24 protein-coding genes, 3 tRNA genes, 1 pseudogene and 1 riboswitch are annotated in these 25464 nt (G+C 44.7%); of the genes and pseudogenes, 17 read left to right on the forward strand and 11 right to left on the reverse strand.

The window, feature by feature from the left end:
• Positions 1-239 (forward strand): annotated as a pseudogene (locus Q4B82_RS05705) (glutamine--fructose-6-phosphate transaminase (isomerizing)); the annotation flags it as partial.
• A 77-nt stretch (positions 240-316) separates the two neighbouring features.
• On the opposite strand, the gene dusA reads toward Q4B82_RS05705, so the two are convergent.
• The 4 genes from dusA to Q4B82_RS05725 form a co-directional block, all read right to left on the reverse strand.
• Positions 317-1315 carry a tRNA dihydrouridine(20/20a) synthase DusA gene (dusA, locus tag Q4B82_RS05710; RefSeq protein ID WP_303065469.1) on the reverse strand — a complete coding sequence of 333 codons (999 nt, stop codon included), beginning with the start codon at positions 1313-1315 and terminating at the stop codon, positions 317-319.
• 131 nt (positions 1316-1446) lie between these two features.
• On the reverse strand, positions 1447-2310 hold the full coding sequence (gene galU, locus Q4B82_RS05715) for a UTP--glucose-1-phosphate uridylyltransferase GalU (RefSeq protein WP_303065492.1): 864 nt from the start codon (positions 2308-2310) through the stop codon (positions 1447-1449).
• Between the two features lie 90 nt (positions 2311-2400).
• Entirely contained in the window at positions 2401-3777 is a 1377-nt protein-coding gene (gene glmU, locus Q4B82_RS05720; RefSeq protein WP_303065470.1) for a bifunctional UDP-N-acetylglucosamine diphosphorylase/glucosamine-1-phosphate N-acetyltransferase GlmU, read from the reverse strand.
• A 65-nt stretch (positions 3778-3842) separates the two neighbouring features.
• Positions 3843-4055, reverse strand: a complete 213-nt coding sequence (locus tag Q4B82_RS05725; RefSeq protein ID WP_303065471.1) for a hypothetical protein — start codon at positions 4053-4055, stop codon at positions 3843-3845.
• A 102-nt stretch (positions 4056-4157) separates the two neighbouring features.
• Positions 4158-4259: riboswitch (TPP riboswitch) on the forward strand.
• Between the two features lie 84 nt (positions 4260-4343).
• Here Q4B82_RS05725 and Q4B82_RS05730 point away from each other — a divergent pair.
• From Q4B82_RS05730 to Q4B82_RS05745, 4 genes are all read left to right on the forward strand, one after another.
• Positions 4344-5357 carry a thiamine ABC transporter substrate binding subunit gene (locus Q4B82_RS05730; protein ID WP_303065472.1) on the forward strand — a complete coding sequence of 338 codons (1014 nt, stop codon included), beginning with the start codon at positions 4344-4346 and terminating at the stop codon, positions 5355-5357.
• Positions 5358-5465: 108 nt separating this feature from the next.
• Positions 5466-7154, forward strand: coding sequence for a D-lactate dehydrogenase (gene dld / locus Q4B82_RS05735; protein ID WP_303065473.1), 1689 nt, complete (start codon positions 5466-5468; stop codon positions 7152-7154).
• Between the two features lie 160 nt (positions 7155-7314).
• A complete protein-coding gene (locus Q4B82_RS05740; RefSeq protein WP_303065474.1) occupies positions 7315-7653 on the forward strand; it encodes a hypothetical protein in 339 nt (112 codons plus the stop codon).
• A gap of 4 nt (positions 7654-7657) precedes the next feature.
• Entirely contained in the window at positions 7658-8332 is a 675-nt protein-coding gene (locus Q4B82_RS05745; RefSeq protein ID WP_303065475.1) for a hypothetical protein, read from the forward strand.
• 46 nt (positions 8333-8378) lie between these two features.
• Here the strand turns inward: Q4B82_RS05745 and bioH are convergent, their stop codons facing one another.
• Positions 8379-9110 (reverse strand): pimeloyl-ACP methyl ester esterase BioH, encoded by a 732-nt coding sequence (gene bioH, locus Q4B82_RS05750; RefSeq protein ID WP_303065476.1) that lies wholly within the window; start codon positions 9108-9110, stop codon positions 8379-8381.
• Position 9111: 1 nt separating this feature from the next.
• Here bioH and Q4B82_RS05755 point away from each other — a divergent pair, with 1 nt between their 5' ends.
• From Q4B82_RS05755 to ubiM, 4 genes are all read left to right on the forward strand, one after another.
• Positions 9112-9792, forward strand: a complete 681-nt coding sequence (locus Q4B82_RS05755) for a ComF family protein (protein ID WP_303065477.1) — start codon at positions 9112-9114, stop codon at positions 9790-9792.
• Positions 9793-9908: 116 nt separating this feature from the next.
• The gene (trmL, locus tag Q4B82_RS05760; protein WP_303065478.1) at positions 9909-10373 is read left to right on the forward strand and encodes a tRNA (uridine(34)/cytosine(34)/5-carboxymethylaminomethyluridine(34)-2'-O)-methyltransferase TrmL; all 465 of its coding nucleotides are present in this window, start codon (positions 9909-9911) and stop codon (positions 10371-10373) included.
• Positions 10374-10488: 115 nt separating this feature from the next.
• Positions 10489-11259, forward strand: coding sequence for a septal ring lytic transglycosylase RlpA family protein (locus Q4B82_RS05765; protein ID WP_303065479.1), 771 nt, complete (start codon positions 10489-10491; stop codon positions 11257-11259).
• Positions 11260-11789: 530 nt separating this feature from the next.
• Positions 11790-12968 (forward strand): 5-demethoxyubiquinol-8 5-hydroxylase UbiM, encoded by a 1179-nt coding sequence (gene ubiM, locus Q4B82_RS05770; RefSeq protein ID WP_303065480.1) that lies wholly within the window; start codon positions 11790-11792, stop codon positions 12966-12968.
• Between the two features lie 188 nt (positions 12969-13156).
• Here the strand turns inward: ubiM and Q4B82_RS05775 are convergent, their stop codons facing one another.
• The 3 genes from Q4B82_RS05775 to mltG form a co-directional block, all read right to left on the reverse strand.
• Positions 13157-14725 carry a sodium:alanine symporter family protein gene (locus Q4B82_RS05775; protein WP_303065481.1) on the reverse strand — a complete coding sequence of 523 codons (1569 nt, stop codon included), beginning with the start codon at positions 14723-14725 and terminating at the stop codon, positions 13157-13159.
• Between the two features lie 387 nt (positions 14726-15112).
• A complete protein-coding gene (locus Q4B82_RS05780) occupies positions 15113-17185 on the reverse strand; it encodes a site-specific recombinase (protein ID WP_303065482.1) in 2073 nt (690 codons plus the stop codon).
• Between the two features lie 95 nt (positions 17186-17280).
• Positions 17281-18288, reverse strand: a complete 1008-nt coding sequence (mltG, locus tag Q4B82_RS05785; protein WP_303065483.1) for an endolytic transglycosylase MltG — start codon at positions 18286-18288, stop codon at positions 17281-17283.
• Positions 18289-18589: 301 nt separating this feature from the next.
• On the opposite strand from mltG, the gene Q4B82_RS05790 reads away from it, so the two are divergent.
• Entirely contained in the window at positions 18590-18889 is a 300-nt protein-coding gene (locus Q4B82_RS05790) for a DUF3817 domain-containing protein (protein ID WP_303065484.1), read from the forward strand.
• A gap of 102 nt (positions 18890-18991) precedes the next feature.
• Here the strand turns inward: Q4B82_RS05790 and Q4B82_RS05795 are convergent, their stop codons facing one another.
• Positions 18992-19414: a DUF4124 domain-containing protein gene (locus Q4B82_RS05795; protein ID WP_303065485.1), complete on the reverse strand. Its 423-nt coding sequence runs from the start codon at positions 19412-19414 to the stop codon at positions 18992-18994.
• A 186-nt stretch (positions 19415-19600) separates the two neighbouring features.
• Here Q4B82_RS05795 and guaB point away from each other — a divergent pair, with 186 nt between their 5' ends.
• Entirely contained in the window at positions 19601-21067 is a 1467-nt protein-coding gene (gene guaB / locus Q4B82_RS05800) for an IMP dehydrogenase (protein WP_303065486.1), read from the forward strand.
• A gap of 152 nt (positions 21068-21219) precedes the next feature.
• Here guaB and Q4B82_RS05805 read toward each other — a convergent pair whose 3' ends face one another.
• Both Q4B82_RS05805 and Q4B82_RS05810 read right to left on the reverse strand, forming a co-directional pair.
• Positions 21220-22404: a DNA cytosine methyltransferase gene (locus tag Q4B82_RS05805; RefSeq protein ID WP_303065487.1), complete on the reverse strand. Its 1185-nt coding sequence runs from the start codon at positions 22402-22404 to the stop codon at positions 21220-21222.
• A complete protein-coding gene (locus tag Q4B82_RS05810; RefSeq protein WP_303065488.1) occupies positions 22401-23126 on the reverse strand; it encodes a restriction endonuclease in 726 nt (241 codons plus the stop codon). The genes Q4B82_RS05805 and Q4B82_RS05810 overlap by 4 nt, the downstream gene beginning before the upstream one ends.
• Before the next feature lie 61 nt (positions 23127-23187).
• Between Q4B82_RS05810 and Q4B82_RS05815 the strand changes: the two genes are divergently transcribed.
• From Q4B82_RS05815 to Q4B82_RS05840, 6 genes are all read left to right on the forward strand, one after another.
• On the forward strand, positions 23188-23778 hold the full coding sequence (locus tag Q4B82_RS05815; RefSeq protein WP_303065489.1) for a methylated-DNA--[protein]-cysteine S-methyltransferase: 591 nt from the start codon (positions 23188-23190) through the stop codon (positions 23776-23778).
• A gap of 257 nt (positions 23779-24035) precedes the next feature.
• On the forward strand, positions 24036-24611 hold the full coding sequence (gene rsmD, locus Q4B82_RS05820; RefSeq protein ID WP_303065490.1) for a 16S rRNA (guanine(966)-N(2))-methyltransferase RsmD: 576 nt from the start codon (positions 24036-24038) through the stop codon (positions 24609-24611).
• A 104-nt stretch (positions 24612-24715) separates the two neighbouring features.
• Positions 24716-24967, forward strand: coding sequence for a YfhL family 4Fe-4S dicluster ferredoxin (locus Q4B82_RS05825; protein WP_303065491.1), 252 nt, complete (start codon positions 24716-24718; stop codon positions 24965-24967).
• 89 nt (positions 24968-25056) lie between these two features.
• Positions 25057-25140, forward strand: a tRNA-Tyr gene (locus tag Q4B82_RS05830).
• Positions 25141-25168: 28 nt separating this feature from the next.
• Positions 25169-25242, forward strand: a tRNA-Gly gene (locus tag Q4B82_RS05835).
• Between the two features lie 51 nt (positions 25243-25293).
• Positions 25294-25368 (forward strand) — tRNA-Thr (locus tag Q4B82_RS05840).
• Positions 25369-25464: the final 96 nt, after the last annotated feature.

Genomic DNA, 25464 nt, shown 5'->3' on the forward strand with positions numbered 1-25464 from the left:
CGAACATGCAGGAAGTGTCGGCACGCGGTGGCGAATTGTTTGTGTTCACCGATTTGGACAGCGATTACACCAGCAACAGCGACACCATTCACGTGATTCGCACGCCACGTCATGTTGGCACTTTATCGCCGATTGTGCATACGATTCCCGTGCAACTTCTGGCATACCATACCGCGCTGGCTCGTGGGACAGATGTCGATAAACCTAGAAATCTTGCTAAATCGGTTACGGTGGAATAACGCGAGTTCAGGATAAATATTGGAAATTCCATGAAAATAAATGACTTGTGTAGGGTAGGTGCTTGCTTCCACCGTTTTCAGGCAGCCTGAAATTCTTTTTGCACCTGCTGCCAAGTTTGCAAAATCAAATCGGCATTGTTGGTCTTGAGCAATTCTGCGTCCGACAAGTTGCGCCGCCAAATTCGCGCCCCATTCATGCCGTGTAGCAAACCCAAATAATGCCGTGCCATATGACGCAAGATTGTGCCTTGATTTTGTTGAATTTGTTGGTGTGCATAATTGTGTAATCGCGCAATCAATTCATCGTGCGAGATTTCAGGCAGCGTGTCGCCATAAAATAACTTGTCCCAATCGCGCATAATTAGGGGATTGTGATACGCTTCACGCCCAAGCATCACGCCATCAACATGTTGTAAATGTTCAGTAATTTCCACATTGGTTTTGATGCCGCCATTGATGATGATGTTCAAATCAGCAAATTCACGTTTCAATCGGTACACATAATCGTATTTAAGCGGAGGGATTTCACGATTTTCTTTTGGCGACAAACCGTCCAGCCACGCATTTCGTGCGTGAACAATGAAAGTGCGACAAGCCGTTTTCTCGCGCAAAGTGCCAACAAAATCCGCAACCACTTGATAATCTGTCTGTTTATCAATGCCAATTCTGTGTTTGACTGTGATTTCACAATCGGGCGCAGCGTCCTGCATCGCATTCAGGCAGCCTGAAACCAAATCCACTTCATTCATCAAACACGCCCCAAACGCCCCCTTTTGCACACGCGGACTGGGGCAACCGCAATTCAAATTGATTTCATCGTAATCAAATTGCGTGGCGATTTTCGCGGCTTTCGCCAAAAGTTCAGGGTCGCTGCCGCCCAGTTGCAAGGCAACTGGATTTTCACAATCGTTTTTGGCAAGAAAACGCTGCGGGTCGCCATGCACAATCGCGCCCGCGTTAATCATTTCAGTATAAAGCCAAGTGTGGCGCGTGATTTGTCGTGCCATGTGGCGATAATGGCGGTCAGTCCAATCCAGCATGGGGGCGACTGATAAAGTGCGTTTGGGTAGGGTCATATTTTTGATTTAAACGAAAGGGGTTTTTAGGCAACTTGATGTGTGGCACATTTAGGCTACCTGAAACCATTTTAAATATGCCGAAAATCAAGGCATAACGTGAAGTGTGTGGATAAACTCATACGGGCTTATCACAGAAATTTTTGCAAAATTGCCCTAAATTCATCTTTTAACTCGGGGTGTTTTAAACCATAAGCAATGGTGGCTTCCAGATAACCCAATTTACTACCGCAGTCGTAGCGTGTGCCTTCAAAAGCGTGTGCCAAAACAAATTCGTGGTCAAGCAAGCGAGCAATGCCGTCTGTGAGTTGCACTTCACCACCTGCGCCACGCGGTAAATCGGAAAGTAAATTGAAAATGCGTGGTGTTAAGATGTAACGCCCTACCACAGCTAAATTGGACGGTGCTTCTTCGGGTTTGGGTTTTTCCACAATGTGTGTGATGCGCTGCCAGTTTTTGAGTTGCTCTACTTGTACAATGCCATACGAAGCGGTTTGTTCGGGTGCAACGGTTTGCACCCCCAATATGCTGTTGCCGCTTTGTTGATACACATCAACCATTTGTTTTAACGCACCTTGTGGCGCATCAATCAAATCATCAGCCAGAATCACGGCAAACGGTTCATTGCCAATCGCAGGACGGGCGCACAACACGGCATGCCCCAAACCCGATGCTTCGGGTTGTCTGATAAATACACAGCTTACATGGTTGGGTAAAATGTTTTGCACGCAAGCCAACATTTCGTGTTTGTGTTTGACCGCTAATTCAGTTTCCAATTCATAGGCTTTGTCAAAATGGTCTTCGATGCTGCGTTTGTTGCGCCCTGTGATGAAAATCAACTCGGTGCAACCTGCTGCTACGGCTTCTTCGGCAGCGTATTGAATCAGTGGTTTGTCCACAATGGGCAACATTTCTTTGGCACTGGCTTTGGTGGCAGGCAGAAAACGCGTCCCTAATCCTGCTACGGGAAAAACGGCTTTGCGAATGGTCATAATGGTACCTTCCAAAAAAATCAAGATTTAATGAAATCAATAAATTGGATTTCAGGTTGCCTTATCAATACAGCATCATAAGGCTGCCTGAAACTATTTCTTGGCTGTTTTTTCAGGTCTTACCCAACCTTCAATGGTAACTTGTTTGGCGCGTGCCACCACCAATTTGCCTGATTCGCAATCTTTGGTAATCACGCTGCCTGCGCCTGTGGTGGCTTTGTCGCCAATTTTCACGGGGGCGACCAACATGGTGTCTGAACCAATGCGTACTTCATCGCCAATTTCGGTGCGGTATTTGTTTACGCCATCATAGTTGCAAGTGATTGTGCCTGCGCCGATATTGGTTTTTTTGCCCACGGTTGCATCGCCAATGTAGCTCAAATGGTTGGCTTTGCTGCCGTGTCCGATGGTGCTGTTTTTGATTTCCACAAAATTGCCAATATGCACTTCGTCTGCCAACACGGCTTTGGGGCGCAAACGGGCGTAAGGACCGATTTTGGCGTTTTCGCCAATCACGCAATCTTCCAAATGGCTGAATGGTTCAACCACCGTGCCTGCGCCAATTTTGGCGTTTTTGATGAAACAATGTGCGCCAATTTGCACGTCATCGCCAAACTCGTTTTCGCCCACCAACACGCAGTTGGCGTCAATGATGACATCTTGTCCGTGTTTCAGGCTGCCGCGCATTTCAAATGTGGACGCTTGAATCAGCGTTACGCCTGCTGCCATCAAATTTGCCGCTTGATGTTGGCGATGAATTTGGTTCAATTCGGAAAGTTGCAATTTGTTGTTCACGCCCATTGCCAAGTAATGATGTGCCACTTGCACGGGGTGTACGGCAATGTGGTCGGCATTGGCAAGGGCAATCACATCGGTTAAATAATATTCGCCTTGCGCGTTGTTGGCGTTGAGCGCGTTGAGCCAGCCTGAAAGTTGCGTGTTGGGCAAAACAAAAATGCCTGTGTTGATTTCGGCAATGGCTTTTTGTTCGACATTGGCATCTTTTTCTTCCACAATGGCGATGACCTGATTTTGCGCGTTGCGGATAATGCGACCGTAACCTGTGGGTTCAGGCAGCACATCGGTCAGCAAGCCGACTTCATCGCCAGCCGCGTTGAGTAATTGTTGTAAAGTGGGCGCGTCAATCAAAGGCACATCGCCATACAACACCAGCGTTTTGCCCGTGTTGGGCATGTGGGGCAGGGCGGATTTGACCGCGTGTCCTGTACCGAGTTGTTCGGTTTGTTCCACCCAATTGGCTTGTGGATAAGTGTGCGCCAACTGCGCCAACACCTGCTCTTTGCCATGCCCAATCACCACATGCAGCGATTGGGGATTGAGTTGCAAAGCCGTGTCCATAACGTGTGCGAGCATGGGTTTGCCGCCAATTTGGTGCAAAACTTTGGGCATTTTGGAATACATGCGCGTGCCTTTGCCCGCCGCCAAAATGATGATGTGTAAATCAGACATATTGATTTTCCCTTAATGTGGGTGTAAATCCACTCTAATGTGTATTTCAGGCTGCCTGAAAAGGTTTATTCATCTTTCTGCGGCACAATGGCGTGTTGCTGTGGGCGACCGTTGTGATACAGTGTATTTTGTGAAGCCGCACCTTCAGTATGGTAAATGCCCGTACCCATTGGGTATTTTTGACGAATTTGCGTGCGACCTTGTTCATTGGTCCCAAACTCCCAAGCGCAGGCATTGAGCAATAAAACGGTGGCAAAAGCCAAAAGCACTTTGTTCATGGTAACTTGACTTTCTAGGCAAAATAAAAACCCTATTGTAATGGCTTTATAGGCTGCCTGAAACTGCTCTGCTTGCGGATATTGTTAAAATATGTAAGAATAGGTGCTTGGTCGGGGTGCTGCTGATAAATACAATGGCGGCTGAGATGATACCCGTGAACCTGATACAGATAATGCTGTTGAGGAAACCGATGCCCATAACACGACCGATTGCCCATTTGACAATCGGTTTTTTTTGTTTTCAGGCAGCATCATGATGATGAAAATGAGATTGATGGAGATTGAAACATGAAAAAACCTTTATTTCGTTTGTGTGCCACTTTGCTTACTTTGTGTTTGCCTTGGTCTGTTCAGGCAGCCACCGAAGTGCGTTTGGCGGTACACGATTCTTTTGATTTACCTAAAACCGTTTTGGCAAAATTTGAAGCCGAACATGATGCCAAAATTGCCATTATCAAAATGGGCGATGGCAATGAAATGCTCAACCGCTTGATTTTAACGCGCGGTCAATCGCCACTTGCTGATGCGGTGTTTGGTTTGGACAACAATACCGTACACAAAGCCCATGAAATGGGTATTTTGGCAGCCAAACAACCTAAAAGCCAAGCGGTTCTTGCCACTTTGCCACATGCTTTGGCGGTGGATTTTGGCTTTGTTACGCTCAATTACGACAAAAAATGGTTTGCCGACAAAAAACTGCCCTTGCCCAAAACTTTGGACGATTTGAGCAAACCACAATACAAAGATTTGTTGGTCATGCCCAATCCAGGTACTTCCACTCCAGGCTTGGCATTTTTAACCGCCAATATTGGGTATTTGGGTGAAGACAAAGCCTTTGCATTTTGGGCAAAAATGCGCCAAAACGGCGTGAAAATCACCAAAGGTTGGTCAGACGCGTACTACACCGAATTTACACTCAATGGTGGTTCGCGTCCGATGATGGTTGGCTATGCCAGCAGCCCAGCTGCCGAAGTATTTTACAGCGAGGGTAAATTAACCACGCCCAATATGGGCAATCTGTTTTTAAAAGGCGGAAGTCAATTCCAAGTAGAAGGCGCAGCGGTTTTGAACCATGCCAAAGAACCCCTATTGGCGGCCAAATTGGTGCAATATTTGCAAGGCAAGGAAGTGCAAGAAGCAGTGTTCACATCAATGTGGGTGTATCCTGCCGTTAAAAACACAAAACACCCAGCTGCGATTGTGCATGCCTCTGTACCACAAGGTCGTTTACCGCGTCCTGAAAACACGGCGCACAAACAAAAAGACTGGGTTGCACGTTGGGTGCGTACCGTATTGAAATAAAATCCCATTTTGGGCTGCCTGAACAACCAAAATGGCTTTCAGGCAGCCTATTTTGCGTTAAAATTGTTCAAATCCATAACTAATCTCTATCAATCACGGGGTAAAACCATGTCTGCCCAAGATCTTCTCATTCAACTGCGCCAAATTGTGGGCGAGCGCGATGTTTTAACCGACCCCAAGCACACCCAAGCCTACCGCGAAGGCTACCGTTTTGGTAAAGGCGCGGCTTTGGCGGTGGTGCGACCTGCCACGCTGTTGCAGCAATGGCAAGCCTTGCAAGCGTGTGTGGCGGCAAATGTGATTGTGATTTTTCAGGCAGCCAACACGGGTTTAACAGGCGGCTCTACGCCACATGGCAACGATTACGACCGCGATGTGGTCATCATCAACACCATGAAAATCAAATCGATTCAACTGATTAACAACAACGAACAAGTGGTTTGCTTGGCAGGTGCCACGCTCAATGAACTGGAATTGCTGCTCAAACCTTTGGGGCGCGAGCCGCATTCGGTCATTGGTTCGTCTTGCATTGGCGCGTCTGTGATTGGTGGGGTGTGCAACAATTCGGGCGGTGCGTTGGTGCAGCGTGGGCCCGCCTATACGGAAATGGCGTTGTACGCGCAAATCAACGCGCAGGGCGAGTTGGAATTGGTCAATCATTTGGGCATCGCTTTGGGCGACACGCCAGAAGAAATTTTAACGAATTTACAAGGACATCACTATCAACGCAAAGACATTCAGGCAGGCGGCAAAGGACACGACCACGCCTATTGCCACCATGTGCGCGATGTGAATGCGAACACGCCAGCGCGTTTCAATGCCGACCCTGCACGTCATCATGAAGTTTCAGGCAGCGCGGGCAAATTGGCGGTGTTTGCCGTGCGTTTGGACACTTTTGTGGCAGAAAAAAACACGGCGGTTTTTTACGTTGGCACCAACGACACGGCAGTTTTGACGCAACTTCGCCGCGATATGTTGAGTCAATTCAAGAGTTTGCCGATTTTGGGCGAATACATTCATCGTGATGCTTTTGATATGGCTTTGCAATATGGTAAAGACATGTTTTACATCATCAAACACGCAGGCACGGCAAATTTGCCCAAAATGTTTGACTTAAAAGCCAAAGCCGACCGTTTCGCGCAACAAATGCCCGTGTTGCCACCGCATTTTTCCGACCGAGCTTTGCAATTTGTGTCGCAATATCTGCCGCAACATTTGCCGCAAAAATTATTGGATTATCGCCAGCAATTTGAACATCATCTCATCATCAAAATGGGTGGCGATGGTGTGAACGAGGCGCGTGAATATTTGCAAAAGCTGTTTTCAGGCAGCCAAAATGGGGCGTTTTTTGAATGTACGCCCGATGAGGCGCAGGCTGCCATGTTGCACCGATTTGCGGTGGCGAGCGCGGCGGTGCGTTACCGAGCCGTCCACCCCGATGAAGTGGAAGAAATTTTGGCTTTGGACATTGCTTTGCGCCGCAACGATGAAAATTGGTTTGAAACGCTGCCTGAACACATTGCCAATAAAATCAGTCATAAATTGTATTATGGGCATTTTTTCTGCCACGTTTTCCACCAAGATTACATTGTGAAAAAGGGCAACGATTGGTTGGCTTTGGAACACGAAATGTTGGCATTGCTGGACGCGCGTGGCGCACAATATCCTGCCGAACACAATGTGGGGCATTTGTACGCAGCCAAGCCCGAATTGAAGGCGTTTTACCGCAAACTTGACCCGACCAACAGTTTTAATGTGGGCATTGGGCATACGTCTAAAAAGAAAAATTGGCAGTAAAATCAAGTTTCAGGCAGCCTTTCACTACCTTATAAAAAATGGGTTTTGCCTTCGGCGACTTACTTTTTAAAAAAGTAAGCCAAATACATTAAAGCTGAACGGTTTCTTTTTTAAAAAATATTTCATGCTGCCTGAAAACACATTATAAAATACATAAATTATGGAAATTTTTGTTCAGATTATTGTGTATGCCTTATTGGGTTTTTTGGCATTACAAATTTTATTTGGTGTCTTGGTTTTGTTGTTTGAATTTTTGTGTGCCTTGCCTGCCATAATGGGTCTGTTGTTGCTGATTTTGGCATTTGGTCTGCCGATTTATTTGGCTTTTGAAGTGAATGGCTGGCTGATTTTAATCATGCCTGTTACGCTGGGTGTGGCTGGATTCATATTGGTCAAATGTGAAGATTATTATTATGCAGTACGCAAGCATATGAAAAAACAAGCAGCTCAATCATATCAAAAAAATCTTTTCAGGCAGCCTGAAAATAATGGAGAGTAATATAATGAAAAAATGGATTTTAGCCGTATTGTTGACCAGTGCGTTGAATTTTGCCTATGCGAAACCCTATCCACAACATGACTTATCAAAAATTATTACACCCAATCGTGTGGATTTTGCGCAGGCAGAGCAGGTGTATCAGGATTTAAGCAGACATGCGGCACGCTACCCGACCCAGTTTGACAATGCAAACGACAAAGTGCTTGCCGTTAAGGAAGCAAAAGAATTGGCGCGCATTTTTAATGCGCTGTTTGAAACAAAAATCATCACCCCAAAGCATGAAGCTTATCTCCAGCTCCTGCATCGTGCAGCGCGTGTTAATTGGATAGCACACAATTTGGATGTCCCGCAAGCTGCAACATGGACAGAACGCCATTATCAGACTTTGATGATGCAGTTGTCGGGTAAAGAGAAAGCCATATTGTTGAGCGAATACGGCAGTTTTTTGGCATCTTCTGGTCAAACCCAAAAAGCCGTTATCATGTATCAAAATGCCATTAAACAGGGATATCCTGCTGCCAAACGGGAATTGTCTATGGCATTGCTGTCGCAAAACAAAAGGGAGCAGGCTGTTCAAACTATGCATGAATATGTTCAAGCCCACCCCAAAGACACGGCAGCCAAAGAACTGTTGGTTGCAATGAAAACAGGGCGCGTACAAATCAAATCCACACAATAAAATTTTCAGGCAGCCTGAAACCCCAGTATGAAAACCGCAATTAAATTTAAATTGCCGCAGCAAACGTTTCAATCCAATGCACACATTCTTGCGGGTGGCTCAAAAACGGCGCGTGGGCTGCCTTGTCAATCAACTGCAAACGTGCATTGGGCAAATGCCGTGCCAGATATTCACTCATGCGTGGGGGCGTTACGGCATCTTTATTGCCGCACACAATCAACACAGGCTGTCCAATTTCAGGCAGCATGGCACGAGCATCAGCGTGTTCCAGCGCATTAAGTGCCAAAGTCAAAGCCTGTGGCGAACCGTGTTTAAGCAAATCGGGTAACACTGCGTTCATCACACCCTGTTGCTCGGGTGTGTGTATCAGTTGCAAAGCCAAAAATTGGCGAACGTGTTTGGCATAATCGTATTGAAAAAAATCCACCATTTTATTCAGTAATTTGTTGTCCACACCTTCGGGATAATCGGTTTCAGCACGCAATTTCGCCATGCCCGACATCAAAATCAAAGCGCGTACTTTTTCAGGGTGGCGTTGTGCCAAATGTAAAGCCACCAAGCTGCCCAGCGACCAACCCAATACAAATGCCTTTTCAGGCAGCCTTTGTGCAATGGCATCGGCTGCGGTGGCAATGTCAAATTCTGTTACATTAGGCGATGCGCCGTGTCCAATTAAGTCAGGTGTACTTACTTGCCAATCGGCAGTAAATGCGGTTTGAAAGCCTGTAAAAATCGCGCTGTTTACGCCCCAGCCGTGTATCAGACAAAGGTGTTTCATCATGTTTTCCCTGTTTGTTCAACGAAAATCGTGTTTATTATGCCATGCTTGGCAGTCGCAACCCATTTGTGAAGGCTGCCTGAATGATGTGCAAACTTTGTTTTTGCATGATAATCAGGTTTGTCCAAAATGTGCGCGTCCCATTATTTCAGGCAGCCTGTGTGGTCAATGTCAAACAAAACCACCTTTTTACGATGCGCTGTGGGCATCATGTAATTACACCACCCCCTTACCCGCGCTGTTGCACGAATGGAAACACATATGCCGTGCGGAATATGGGCGTTTATTCAGTCAACTCATGTTGCTTAATCCCCCTTTATGGCTGCCTGAAAGCCAAATTGATGCGGTTTTGGGTATGCCATTGAGCCGTGAACGTCGCTTGCAACGGGGTTTCAATCAAAGTGATGAGCTGGCACAGGAAATTACACGGTACTACAATTTACCACTTTTACCACACTACAGCGTTTTCAGGCAGCATAGACCGCCACAAAGTACCCTTGCCGAGGCAGAACGACAGCAAAATGTACGCCACATTTTTCAGGTAGCTGAAAATGTGAAAAATCGTAAAATATTGATAATTGACGATGTTGTTACCACAGGTGCAACTTTATCCGAGTTGGCACGCACGCTGCGAAAATCGGGGGCTGCGGCAATTTATGTTTGGGTAGTGGCGCGTAATTAATGCAAAAATGATTGACGATTGTTGTCAAAAACGGCATATTGCGCCCTTTATCGGTTTAGACAAAGAATGAATTTTCATTATAAAACCGCGTGATACAAAATTGATGCGTGATAAATATGTTTACCGTTGTCCTTTACCAGCCTGAAATCCCGCCCAATACGGGCAACATCATTCGCCTGTGTGCCAACACAGGTTGTGATTTGCATTTGGTTAAACCTTTGGGCTTTCCTTTGGATAGCAGCAAAATGAAACGTGCTGGCTTGGATTATCATGAATTTTCTCAAGTTCGTGTACATGAAAATTTTGCCGATTGTCTGTCGGCTTTAAATGGACGGCGCATTTTCGCGCTGACCACCAAAGGGCAAACCCGTCCCGACCAAGTGGCATTTCAAGCAGGCGATGTGTTTTTGTTTGGACCTGAAACACGCGGTTTGCCTGCCGAAATTTTGGATACTTTGCCTGCCGAACAAAAAATCCGTTTCCCCATGCTGCCTGAAAACCGCAGCATGAATTTGTCCAACACCGTTGCCGTAACCGTTTTTGAAGCATGGCGACAACTGGACTACGCAGGTGGCGTTTGAATGTCATATGGTTTTCAGGCAGCCTAAAACCTGCAACCTATCTTCTTCAACTCAAGAACTGGAACACGTTTTGACCCAAACCAAAAACCTTTTTTTCATCAGCATAATGGGTTTGATGACCCTGACCAGTGTATTCAATCGCGCCGATGCCGCTCCTGCAAAAGCCAGTCCTGCCATTGCCCACCAAACCGATGTGAGCGGCAAATACATTCCCAATGCCGTAGCGATTGCAGAACAGCTGCACCCCACCGCTAATTTAAGCTACAAAGTGGCAGGTAAGCGTTATTATCCCACAAAAAAAGTAACTGCTGATTTCAGTCAAACAGGTCGTGCTTCATGGTATGGACCAGGTTTTCACGGCAAAAAAACATCTAATGGTGAGCGTTTTGACATGAATATGATGACTGCGGCTCACCCCACTTTACCTATTCCCAGTTATGTACGTGTAACCAATTTGGATAACGGAAAAACCGCCGTTGTTCGCATCAATGACCGTGGACCTTTTCACGGCAACCGCGCTATAGACCTTTCCAAAGCCGCAGCCAATAAACTGGGCTTTTTAAGTAAGGGGACAGCCAACGTTCGCATTGATGTCTTAACCGCTGATGAACGAACAAATCCCCCTGCCAACACATTGGCACATAAAGATGATGTTGCCAACATTACCACAGGCAAAAACATTTATGTGAGCCTGAAAACCTTTGACAACAAACATGAAGCACAAAATTTTCTGGAAACCACCGCAGCACATTTAAAGCAAATACAAGCAGAACAACGCGCGATTATGGTTAAACATGGCAAAGCCTATTTGGTGCGTGTTGGTCCATTTACCGAGCAAGAACATGCAGACAAAATTCACAACGGTCTAAAACAAGACGTAATTTAATCTGCCATACAACTAGATTTGATGACATGATTAAAGCCCCTAACTTTAAAATCGGTATGGATTTTAGTTAGGGGCGATTAAGCCTTGTGTTTGAGATGATGTCTTGATGACAAAGATACTGTTACAATTTACCCCTAACTTGGGGCTGGAATATACAAGGCTGCCTGAAACAGATTGGACATGGGTTCATATGGTTTCAGGCAGCCTGAAACCTTTGTAAAACCCACTTCCAACCTAATGTAGGGGCAGATTTGATATCCGTTTCTTTTTCAATTGATTGATAAAATAAAAATTCCTACAAGCCGAAACGGTTCAGGTATGAAGTTTGTTCCTACGAACCGAGTTTGGAAAACGTTTCAGCTAGAACCAGTATTCGCATGATTTTTTGATAGGAAGCCTTTCTTCAAGATTATGAATATGGGTTCTTAAATGTGCTTTATTGGCTTTTTCAGATTGAAGCATACCTTTTCAAGCTGCCTTTGTCGTACAATACATCTATTTTTCAAGCTTTCAAAAACAAAGGTAATACCATGGATACCGATATTCTGATTGTTGGTGGCGGTCCAGCAGGTTTGGCGTTTGCCCGTCAATTTAAAGACACTACTTTACGTGTTACCGTTTTGGAAAAAGCCTCGCTGGAATCGTTGCAAGAACCCGCTTATGACGGGCGTGAAATCGCACTCACACACCATTCACGTGAAATCATGCAAAATTTGGGTATGTGGCAACGCATTCCCGAAAATGAAATTTATCGCTTGCGTGATGCCAAAGTCTATAATGGCACATCAGATTACACGTTGCACTTTCCGCAGCCCAGTCAAGCGCGTGGTGGCGCAACCGACCGTTTGGGCAACTTGATTTCCAATCACAATATTCGCCGCGCTGCTTATGAAGAAGTTGAACAATGTCGCAATGTGGTAATCCAATGCGGTTTGGGCGTGAAAAAAGTACAAACCAATGCTGAACGTGCTTGGGTGGAGATGGAAAATGGTGATACCTTAACTGCCAAACTTTTGGTCGCCGCCGACAGCCGTTTCTCTCAAACACGCCGTCAGCTTGGTATTGCGGCGGATATGCACGATTTTGGTCGCACCGTCATTGTGTTCCGCACCCAGCATGACATTTCCAATCAACACACCGCCAGCGAATGTTTTTTCTACGGTCGTACCCTTGCACTTTTGCCGTTGGAAGAACATTTAACTAACTGTGTCATCACCATTACCAACACCAAAGCGCATGAATTATTGGCTTTGTCGCCTGATGAATTGGCACAAGAATGTGAAACAATGTTGGGTGGTCGCTTGGGAAAAATGCAAGCGGCTGGTACGGTACATAGCTATCCTTTGGTGGGCGTGCATGCCGATAAATTCTGTGGTATACGCAGTGCATTAATTGGCGATGCGGCAGTGGGTATGCATCCTGTAACCGCACATGGCTACAATTTGGGCTTGGAAAGTACCGATATTTTGGCAAAACTGATTATTCAGGCAGCCAATAAGGGGCAAGATATTGGCAACAAAGATTTGCTGGAAATGTACAATTTCAAACACCAGCTACACACGCGCCCTTTGTATCATGGCACGAATGCGATGGTAACGTTCTTTACCACCGATGCTGCACCTGTACGCTTGTTGCGTGATGCCACTTTGCGAATCAGCAACAATTTGCCGCCATTGAAGAAATGGATTAGCAAGCAATTAACGGGATAAGTTTTCAAAATACCCAATTTCATTAAAGGCAGAAAATTTTGCAATCGTCTTATTCGTGTTAATTTTAAACAATCATAAATAATGGGTTTCGCAAAGGATTGAGGCTGCCTGAAACTTTTCAGGCAGCCTCAATCAATAAAATAGGCTTAAACCACTATGGGTTTAAGCCTGTTGTTCATTAAAGGGACTTATTTTTTAATCTGTTTTTCTTTAAGACGCTCTTCCCAGAAAGTTGCGCCTTTGATTCCCAGTTTAACAGGGTCAAATACGAAATCTTTTACACCTGCTTTTTTCTGAGTTTCATAGTCTTTTAAAGCCAATAAAGTGGGCTTTGCAATAAAGAAAACTGCCAAAATACCCAAAATATTCAACCATGCGGTTAAACCGACGCCAATGTCGCCAATGTCCCATATGTAGCCCGAAGCCCCAACTGCACCATAAGCCACCGCTGACATGACAATCAATTTGATGAAGAACAAACTGCCTGTACCTGTTTTCAAGTAACGGCGCAGATAAGCCACATTGGTTTCGGCAATATAGTAGTAAGCCAAAATGGTGGTAAATGCAAAGAAGAAAATCGCCAAACCCACAAACACCTTACCAAAACCACCAAATACGCTGGCAACCGCTAACTGTGTGAATGCTGGACCATTGATGTTGGTCTCGGCAGGCAAGTTTTGCACGATGAAGCTACCTGCTTCCAATGTGCCTTGAATATTGTATTGCCCTGTAATCAAAATCATGAATGCGGTCGCAGAACAAACAAACAAGGTGTCCACATAAACCGAAAACGCTTGTACAAAACCTTGTTGTGCTGGGTGTTCCACTTCGGCGGCTGCTGCAGCATGTGGACCTGTACCTTGACCTGCTTCATTGGAATATACACCGCGTTTCACACCCCAACCAATCGCCGCACCAAAACCTGCTTGTGCGCTGAATGCGTCGCCCACAATTAAGCTAACCATAGCAGGCAACTGGTCAATGTGGATGAAAATGATGACCAAGGACATGATGATGTAGCCCAAAGCCATGAATGGCACAACCACTTGGCTGAAATTGGCGATGCGTTGGATACCACCAAAAATAATCATGCCCAAAATCACCAAGATGAACAGAGCAGCAATCAATTTATTCATGCCGATTTCACCGAAGGCAGAAGTTTGTACCATTTGTCCTTCGCCAAAAATCATGGTGATGCCGTTTGCTACACCATTGGCTTGCACACCTGGTAAGAACAAACCGCACGATACAATCAACGATACGGCAAGCAAAATGCCGTAAAACTTACCGAAGCCGCCGCCAAAAAATTTATCAAAATAGTAAGCAGGACCGCCGCGGTACTCATTGCCATCTTTTTCTTTGTAAATTTGTGCCAGCGTGGACTCTACATAAGCGGTAGATGAGCCTAAAAATGCTGTTACCCACATCCAAAACACCGCACCTGGACCACCAAAACCAATGGCAGCTGCTACGCCTGCGATGTTGCCCATGCCGACACGACCTGATAAAGCAACCGCTAAAGCCTGAAATGAACTGATGCCTTCAGGTGAACTTTTGGGTGCAAACAACAAGCGCAACATTTCACCAAAATGGCGTACTTGCATGAAGCGAGTTAAAATTGAGAAAAACAAGCCCGTGCCTAAACACAGGTAAATCAAAGCAGGGCTCCATACCCAACCATTGATGGTGTTAATTAAATCTTGCATGAACAACTCCTTACGATGTGGTGTGATGACAATGTCAAAATTTACCTTCATGAAATGTAAAAATCAGGTCAAGATAACTTTAACCTTTTTTACATTTCCAAGTTACCACATTTTGCACACTTCAAACAGCATAAAATTACCTTTATCATATTTTTGCAATAAATGGTGGATTTTTTCTTTAATTTTGTTTTTTCTTGAACCATTTTTAATGGAAATTAAAATATAGTCGTTTTATGTTGTGCCTCAATACCCATTGAGCATCATGTAAGGCTAAAACCTTTGTGAATCCATTTTTAAACGGACGTTAGATACGGATAAGAAATCTGCACCTATGAGGTGTGTTTTGTACAGATTTAAGGCTGCCTGAAAACCTTTCAGGCAGCCTTATTTTTATTTGGCTTCATGCGACATGCCAGCATTGTGTTTCAAGCTGTGTTTTTATTCATGATGACTTTTTTTCTCCACCGATGCTGTGGCATGTGTGCTGTCATTTGTGTTTTCAGGCAGCGTATCTTTTTTGGATTTGCTTTCTTTTTTGGGTGCGTTATCAGCAGGCAGTTGTGTGGGCAATATCAACGATAATGGACGTTCACGCATGATTTGTCCCACGCATTGTAAAATTGCCCACCAGCTTTCAATTTTGGTTTCGCGTGAACGCAATGCAACCGATAGGGTAAGTAAAAAGCTGACTGTTAAATTAACCAGTCCAATCAACAAGACAAACACCATGCTTTGCCAAAACAGCCAGAATCCACCACCACTGAACGTGAAATAACCGACATTGGCAGAGGAAAATGCCACATGGCGAATATCAAAGGGTAAGCCTGTGGTGTGTCCAATGAAGCCGCTCATGCCCAATAACATACCGAAACAGAGATTACCCATGATTGAACCATAATTATGGTGCCAATAATCAGCAAGACGTAAACGCCATTTTTCAGGCAGCATGCGTTTTAAAATCGGGTGATGGAACAATCTTTGACGCATATTTAGGTAGTCGCAGCGATTGTCAAAAAAGCCCGAGATGATGCCAGAGCAAAATAACCATACGCCAGCAATCGCGGCATACCACAAAGTTGCGCGTGTTGGGTCAATCGCTTTAATTTGGTACTGCACTTCATCAGCAGTCAGTAAAGGCATACCTGTGGATAAACGGAAAATCAGCGCAATCATCATGGCAACAAACACTGCCACACCGACATTGCCTGCAACCGCTGCTGCTTGTGAGCGAAACACATCCACCAACAGTTGTGCCAGCTTCATGTTTACCGCTTTGCCGCTTTCGGTACGCTCCACCAATGCGGCAAAACGTGAAGCGGTCATGGCAGGTTGTTTGGTGGCAACGGTAAAATGCAAAATGAAAATCAGCGCAAAACCCAAGCCATAATTCAGACCTTCGGCAAAACTGAGCCAAAATTGGTTTTCTATCACGCGCCCAAAATGGATTTTTAACAGCGACATCAGGGCAATCAATACGCCACCACCTGCCGCCGAATAGAGCATGCCCATGTATTCTTTTTTGTTGCGTGTGATGTAGTGTTCGCCATGACTGCTGGTGTTTTGCGTGATGCTGCGCGAGAGCATTTTGATGCTGCGTTTCCATAACCAATACAAGCTGTGTTGTTCCGCTGCTGCTTTTGCCAATGTGCCTGTGAGTGCCAACATTTTGCGTGGCGAAATGTGTTGGGGCATGAACACCGCCATCAATAAGGTCATGCGGTTTAAAGTTTGCTCCAAACGTTCCAATAAATGAGCCACACTCAACGATGAACCCGCGCCTGCCCCCGTACCTTTTTTGCGTAAGGTTTCCACTTGACGATGACATTGATCCATCATGACACCTAGATGCGCCGTGTCAAATTCCTTACCTTGCCAACGAGAAAGTACCCAATAGGACACTTCTCGGTTTAGGGCAACAAAGGGTGAATCGCGGTCCAGTAGTTTTTTGTCTAAACGGATTAGATCAGGGTCCAACTCTTCAGCTGCCACCCATACTGAAAGCATTTCTATTGCGTGTAAACCTTCTTGTAACATATATTGCTGTACTGTTTCACGGTCATGTTCAGGTGTATAACGCATCATCAAATGTAAGAAACGCAACCATGTTTTAGTAGGAATGGCATCAATCCATTCCCCATCATTTTCATGGGCAAACAGCTGTGAAAACACATCGCGTAAGTCAGATGGGTCTTTGTAAGCAGGATTAACCGCTTCGTACCAACGTCCCAATAATTCGCTGGCAAAACCATCACGCGAAAAAATGCCTGCGCTGATGAGCAAAGGATACAAACGTACGCTGCACAACCAACGGCACAACATGATTGCGGTGCGTTTTGCCAATTCATTATCATCTTGTAAAACATTGAGCAACGCATTTATGCGGATTGCGGCATTTTTGGCTTTACCACGTCGCAACCAGTCAGTTAGACTTGCAAGTAAAGTAAACGCATCATTGTGTTCTACATAAAAAGCCATTGAAGCGGCAAGATTTTTTTCATTCAAACGTTTCATACTGTCCCAATTTTCCTGATTTTTTCAGGTAGCCTTTGTGTTTTAATGAGGCTGCCTGAAACATCATACCACATTGTTTGTACCAAGCATTTGCCTTACTTTTTCAAGATGTATTTGCGTACTGCTGCATTGTGTTCGTCCAAAGTATGACTGAACTGGCTTTTGCCTGTACCGTCCATGCGCGATACAAAATACAAATACTGGCTGTCGGATGGGGCGGCTGCCGCAGCCAAAGCGGCACGACTGGGCAAGGCAATCGGCGTAGGCGGCAAACCGTGCCGTGTATAAGTGTTGTAGGGTGTATCGCGTTGCAAATCAGCACGGCGAATTTTGCCTTTGTACGCGTTGCCCATACCATAAATGACTGTTGGGTCGGTTTGTAAACGCATCTTGATGGCAAGCCGATTGCGGAACACTGCTGCCACATCACGGCGGTCTTCCTCATGTGCCGTTTCCTTTTCAATCAAACTTGCCATAATCAGTAACTCATAAGGCGTTGTGTAGGGCAAATTGGTTTGTCTGTCTTCCCAAGCTGCATTCAATTCACGCTGCATGGCATTGTAGGCTGCCTGAAAAATCTGTAAATCGCTGCTTTCGGCATCAATTTCATAACTGTCTGGGAAAAACAGACCTTCGGCGTGTTCGGCAAGTGGGTTGGTGGCAACTTTTTTCAACAATTCGGCATCAGACATTGCACGTGTATCATGGCGTATGCCTTCGGTTTGGTTGACCACGCGGCGCATTTGAGTAAAATTCATGCCTTCAATGATTTGCACCCGAATGGTATCGGGATTGTTTTGGCGCAAACGTTGAACCATTTGCCAAGTAGAAACCCGAGCAGGAAAAAGGTAGCTGCCACTGCGTAAACGGTCATGTACGCCTACGGCATAAGCTGCTGATACCAATACCCAACGGTTGAAAATCTGGTTTTCTTGTGCTAACTGGTGGCTCACAGCAGAAATGCCTTGTCCTTTTTTTACGCTTAAACGATAAGGCTCACCGTTGTTTTTGGGTATAAACAATAGCCCAGCATAAACGACAGTACAGAGAAAAACCAAGCAGATAAACGATAAAATCAAACGATTTCGGTGGGTGTTTTTCATCATCATCGGCACATACAGAAAACCAACAGTATAAAGTAAACCGTGATTTTAGGGCGCAAAGATTGCACCACATTATCAACAGCATACGAATACTGGGAACCCAAAGAAAAAGTGTATAATGCGCGTTTTCATTACGCAGACTTTTTATGTGCTTGTTTCAAATCAGAATGGAGCAGGGCGGCAATGAATGTTGTATCACGACTGATGATGCGGTATTTCAGATTGGGAACGACCATACATTAAAGGCTGCCTGAAACATTCAGGCAGCCCATTATTCAACATCACCACAAAGGAAAAATTCATGAATACGCAAACTTTGCGTTTGGTTGGTTTTTTGGAAGGCATTTCATTTCTGTTTTTACTGGGCATTGCCATGCCCATGAAATATTTGTTCAATAATCCCATACTTGTGCCGTATGCAGGTTTGGCACACGGTTTTTTATTTTTGGCATTTTTGGTGGTGTTACTTGCTGTATGCCACAAAAAAAGCTGGTCCATTATGTGGTTTTTAGTGGGATTATTGGCAGCAGTTTTGCCCTTTGGCACATTCGTGTTTGACTGGCGTGTGAAAAAAATGGAAGCGCAACAAGAGGCGCAATAATCAATAGTTTAAGTCCAGTCTTGCATTTGGGTGTTTCAATAATTGTTCAAACGACTATAAAAGGCTGCCTGAAACTTTCAGGCAGCCTTTGCGTTGGCATCATCAATTACAGAATTTGGCAATATCCGCATTGTATTTGGGAATCAAATCGGCTTTATTTCGCGCATTGGTTTTATTGACCATATCCAAATTCATTTGTGCAGTTTTACAGTTATCCGCTTTGGTTTCTGCGGCCAATTTGGCTGCTGCTTCTTCGCGGCGTTGGTTTTCTGCGATGATTTGTTCATTTAAAGCCGCTTGTGCTTCAACCACATTGGTAGGGGCAGCAGGTTTAGCAGGTTCAGGTGGTGTAACCGAACCTGTGCGTACATTGATGACATTGGAGCGACCCATTTGCATATTATTGGGTGTATCCGAATAGGCATTGCTGCCTTTATCGGTTTTCCAGTTAAAAACCTGCACATCGGCAGCAAACGATGCAACTGATACAGCAGACAAAACCGCAACAAAAATCATTTTTTTCATGGTATTTCCTTCTCATGATGAAAAGCCGTTAAATAAAATTTGACAAGGATTGTACCGTTTTTGCTGACTGCTGTCATGATTTTGCCGAAAAACCACTTTCAGGCTGCCTGAAAACGCACAAATTATGGTACAATGCGTTGCATTTAACCAAAATTTTCCAACCGTAACATTAAGGTAAAATGCACCATGCGTATCGTAGAAAAAGCCTACACTTTTGACGATGTTTTACTCGTTCCCGCCCACTCTACCATTCTCCCGCGCGATGTCTCGCTCAAAACCCCATTAACCAAAAAAATCACTTTAAATTTGCCCTTGCTCTCTGCCGCAATGGACACCGTTACCGAAGCGCGTTTGGCGATTTCCATGGCGCAAGAAGGCGGCATCGGCATCATTCACAAAAACATGACCCCCGAACAGCAAGCCGAAACCGTGCGTAAAGTCAAACGCCACGAAAGCGGCATTGTGAAAGACCCCGTTACCGTATCCCCCCATATTTTGATTGGCGATTTGCTGGCTGAACGCGCCCAACGCAAACGCAAAATGTCGGGTTTGCCCGTGGTGGAAAACGGCAAAGTGGTGGGCATTGTTACCACACGCGATTTGCGTTTTGAAACGCGCTTGGATTTGCCCGTGTCGGCAATCATGACACCGCGCGACAAATTGGTTTCCGTACCCGTTGGCACGTCCATTGAAGAAGCGCGTGAAGTGATGCACCAACACAAAATTGAGCGCGTTTTGGTGTTGAACGAGCAAGACGAATTGCGCGGATTGATTACGGTAAAAGACATCATCAAAACCACCGAATTTCCCAATGCCAATAAAGACCACGAAGGACGTTTGCGCGTGGGCGCGGCAGTTGGCACGGGCGCGGATACCGAAGAGCGTGTTCGCGCCCTTGTTGCGGCTGGCGTGGACGTGATTGTGGTGGACACGGCACACGGACACAGCCAAGGCGTGATTGACCGCGTAAAATGGGTTAAACAAAACTTTCCTGATGTGCAAGTGATAGGCGGCAACATTGCCACCGCCGCCGCCGCGCGTGATTTGGTGGCGGCTGGCGCAGACGCGGTAAAAGTGGGCATTGGACCAGGTTCCATTTGCACCACGCGCATTGTGGCGGGCGTGGGCGTACCGCAATTAACTGCCGTTTCCAATGTTGCCGAAGCGGTAAAAGGCACAGGCGTTTCGGTGATTGCAGACGGTGGCATTCGTTTTTCAGGCGACATTGCCAAGGCGTTGGCGGCTGGGGCGCATTGCGTGATGTTGGGCGGCATGTTTGCTGGCACAGACGAAGCACCAGGGGAAATTGAATTGTATCAAGGACGTGCGTATAAATCGTATCGTGGCATGGGTTCGTTAGGCGCGATGAGTCAAGGTTCCAACGACCGCTATTTCCAAGACAAACAGGAAAGCACCGACAAATACGTCCCAGAAGGCATTGAAGGGCGCGTGCCGCACAAGGGCCCGATTGTGAACATCATTCATCAGTTGGTGGGCGGTTTGCGTTCCAGCATGGGCTATTTGGGTTGCGCCAACATCGCGGAAATGCACGAAAAAGCGGAATTTGTGGAAATCACATCGGCAGGCATGAGCGAATCGCACGTTCACGATGTGCAGATTACGAAAGAGGCTCCGAATTATCAGCGTGGGTGATTTGGGGTTTGATGGGTAAATGAAATTCAGGCTGCCTGAAAAGTCCTAGCGGACGGCAATTTAGGCAGCCTGAATTTTTGTAGGGTGCGCCGTGCGCACCGAATTTTCCGCAAAATTAGAATATTGTGGTTAATTGGTGCGCATGGCGCACCCTACGCAACTAAATTTGATTGAATTGGTGTAATAGGCACAATCATCTCAAAATTATCAGCTTGGATTTGTTCAAAATAATTTTTTATCATCAATCCCAAAGCTTTGGCTAATAAAGGCGGTACTGCATTGCCAATTTGTTGAAATTGCGATAAATTTTTTTCCCAAGACATGGTGGTTCGTTTGCCTTTAAAAATATAATTATCAGGAAAAGATTGTAATCTTGCCCCTTCTCGTGCCGTAAAGTTGCGGTGTAAATAAGGGTGGATAAAATTACTCTGAAAACTAGCTGGTAAAGTTGGTGCAGGTTTATCAGGGTGGGGACGCATATTATTTTGTGAATACACTTTACCACTGATTTTATCGGCATCGCCTCGTTTGCGTTGCATATGTTCTTCTGGCACATCTGCCAAAGATTGTCCCCAGTGAATACATTTGAATCGTTCAATCAAACGCTGGGTATGACGCATAGAAATGTGATTGTATAAAGCAGAACTGTCTTGCCGACACCATGTTTGGTAATCATTTTGCGGTGTATTCAAATAAGCCACATCATCTTTTCCTTGCCCTGCTTCAATTTGTGGTAAATCAGAAATCGCTTGCCATAATGTAATCGGTTTATCTGCCGTGATTTTTTTAGGCTGTAAATAAGCAGGTGCAAAAGGGTAATCTTGGCGGATACCGACAAAGAAAACGCGGTTTCTGGCTTGTGGTACACCATATTCTGCTGCATTCAGTTGCAAAATGTGTGTATTGTAGCCGTGTGATGCTGCCACTTGTACAATCACATCTTTAACCCATTCGCCATTTTTATTTTTTGCAGACAAAATGCCCATGACATTTTCCATGACAAAAAAGGCAGGCTGAAAATCTTGCACAAAACGCATATAGTCCATAAATAAACTGTTGCGTGGGTCTTTGGGGTCGCGGTTACCTGAAAGAGAAAATCCTTGGCAGGGTGGCCCACCAATAATGCCAGCAATCTCATTTTGTGGAAATTGTTGTTTTGGATTGATAATTTCTGTAATATCGCCTACATGAACCAAAGTATTTTGATGATTAAATTGGTAGGTTTCTGCTGCCCAGTCGTCTTTTTCTACTGCTAAAACTGAATGGAAACCCGCCATTTTAAACCCCAAACTCATACCACCGCAGCCTGCAAATAAATCAATGATTTGATGATTCATTTTTTAAACTTCTTCAAAGTGCCACATAAATGGACAACGGCATTTTGTAAGGCAGCAGTTTCCAATGGTTTAAAAAACTCTACTTTGTTGATAGGTTTATTTACATCACGTTCTCCCTTGATAAATGTAAGAATATTCAAATCCACATTATCAAAGTAAGACATAATAGAATGTGTTGATTTACTACCTAAACTAATTGATTTGAGTTCAGCATAATCACCACCAAGTTGTGATTCCAGTTGAAATAAATAGCAGTCCAAATCAGGATACAATGTTTTCAAAAACATAAAATCAACCATAATGCGTTTTATCATGGCATTCTCGGTATAGGCTTTACACTCAACACCTGCAACAAATTGCTTATCAATAAAAATATGTTTATCTACTGAAAGTTTGTAGACATAATCTTTGATATTATTTTGAATATGATTTTTTACAACATCAGGTAAATGCTTGAGATATTCTGGTTGAATGGGAATAGGAATTTTCTTGGAATTGATTTCTAAACGAGAAGAATCTTGTTTTAATTCATGAATCCAAGCAGTTTCAATCAATTTTTGAGTAATGAATTCTTGTAACTTGCCTTTGGTTGCACGAATAACGCCGCCATAAGCTCTAGATTTGTCTTCATCTTGTTCTATGGCATTGTCTTCCATAACTTCCATGACAATATTGTAATGAGTGATAATCTGCTTAATAGCTTGTTGGGTTTCTGGACGCATGATGTGATACCTCAATGATAAAATCAATAATTATAACGACAATAAAGCATTTGGACAAAACATGAACACGCAAACCAAAATCGCCCAATATTTCAATGAACTCAATTTCAGGTTCAGGCAGCCTGAAACCGCCAATCCACTCCACGCCCAAACACTCGCCACGCCTTTGGGCGATATGCTGGCAATTTGTTCTGCCACAGGCTTGTGTTTGCTGGAATTTGTTGGGCAAGCGCGTTTGGACAGCGAAATCCGCCAAATCGCCCAAGCCAAACGTGCGGCAATCGTTTTTCAACCCCATGATTTATTAAAAGAAGTTGCCGAACAGGTGCAATCTTATTTTTCAGGCAGCCTGAAAAATTTTTCCGTGCCATTGGATTGTGTTGGCACGGATTTTCAACAGCGCGTGTGGCGCATTCTGCAAACCATTCCCTATGGCAAAACCCTATCTTATGCCGAACAAGCCGCAAAATTGGGCAATCCCAAAGCCGTTCGCGCGGTAGCAGCGGCAAATGGGCGCAACAAAATTTCCATTATCGTGCCATGCCACCGCGTGATTGGCAGCAACGGCACGCTTACAGGCTACGCAGGCGGCTTGTCGCGCAAACAATTTTTGTTGGATTGGGAACGCGACCACGCTTTTCAGGCAGCCTGAATTGGGTTTTGTGTTGATTGTTTAATGTGAATATTTGTGATTTGAGAACCATTTATGATATTTGAGTTTTAAACGACATATGTCATTTGGTAATATTTTCAATTATTGAATTTTCATGATTTGATAAAGGAAATTCAGATTGTTAATTTTGTGAACGATAATTTAAGTTATTGACTAGACAGACGTTGTGGTTTGAGTAAAATAGGCTGCCTGAAATATAATGTTATGCTTTAATAATTTTATAGTGGGTAAGCGTGATGGCGAAACACAGTAAACACCGTAATCAGGTACGTATTTGCGGTGGTTTTTTGCGTGGACGTAAATTGTTGTTTGATGATGCGCCATCTTTGCGCCCAACGCCTGAAATGGTGCGTGAGCGTCTGTTTAATTGGTTGGGACAGGATTTGACAGGGCGAGTGGTGTTGGATGTGTTTGCTGGTAGTGGTGCGCTGGGGTTTGAAGCGATTTCGCGTTATGCAGCAAAGGTGGTTATGTGTGAATGGAATATGGATACGGCACGTTGCCTAAAAAAAATGGCACAGGATTTGGCTGTGTGTCATCAAGTCCAAATTGTTGCGCGAGATGGTTTGTGTTTTTTGACAGAAAATGATGAGAGTTGGGATTTGGTATTGTTGGACCCGCCATTTACATGGCAAGATTGGGACAAGTTGTTTGTTATTTTGGAAAAAAAATTAAAAATCGGGGCTTTTGTGTATTTGGAAGCAGGGAAACTGCCTGAATTGCCAATATGGTTATCGGTTTATCGTGAGAGTCGAGCAGGGCAAAGTCGGCAAATTTTGGCGCAATATGTGCAAGGTGCTGAAACAAAATGATTTAATAACCATTATCAAGATGTTAAAAAGCGCAATTTAGGCTGCCTGAAAAATAAAACGTGCTATAATCCGCGCCGCTTTTGAATTGTAAAAGGAACGCAATAATGTCTCTGTTTATTACTGATGAGTGTATCAACTGTGATGTTTGTGAGCCTGAGTGTCCAAATGATGCGATTTCACAAGGTGAGGAAATTTATGAAATTGAACCCAGTTTGTGTACGCAATGTGTGGGGCATTATGATGAGCCACAATGTCAGCAAGTTTGTCCAGTGGATTGTATTTTGATTGATGAAACTCATCCCGAAACCGAAGAGCAATTGATGGAAAAGTACCACAAAATTGTGGCAAAGAAATAAAGAATCTTTTTAAAACAGTAGGGTGTAATTTTTTTTGAAAGAAAGTCTTGACCTTGTGTTGGACTGGTTGTATAGTTGCTAATCTGTTTGGTGGGATTCCCGAGCGGCCAAAGGGGGCAGACTGTAAATCTGTTGCGAAAGCTTCGAAGGTTCGAATCCTTCTCCCACCACCACTTAAATTCCAATTTGGAGCAGGGATTAGCGGGTGTAGCTCAATGGTAGAGCAGAAGCCTTCCAAGCTTACGGTGAGGGTTCGATTCCCTTCACCCGCTCCAAATATTATTTGGCTACTTATTTTTAAAATAGGTAGCCATAAAACTGAATAGGCCCATGTGGCTCAGGGGTAGAGCACTCCCTTGGTAAGGGAGAGGTCGGCGGTTCAATTCCGCCCATGGGCACCACTTAAATATCTGTTTTTAAATCATTTTTGTAAGGAATTTGCTATGGCTAAGGAAAAATTTGAACGCAGCAAACCGCACGTAAACGTTGGCACCATC

Source organism: Alysiella sp., from assembly GCF_030525755.1.
GTDB lineage: Bacteria > Pseudomonadota > Gammaproteobacteria > Burkholderiales > Neisseriaceae > Simonsiella.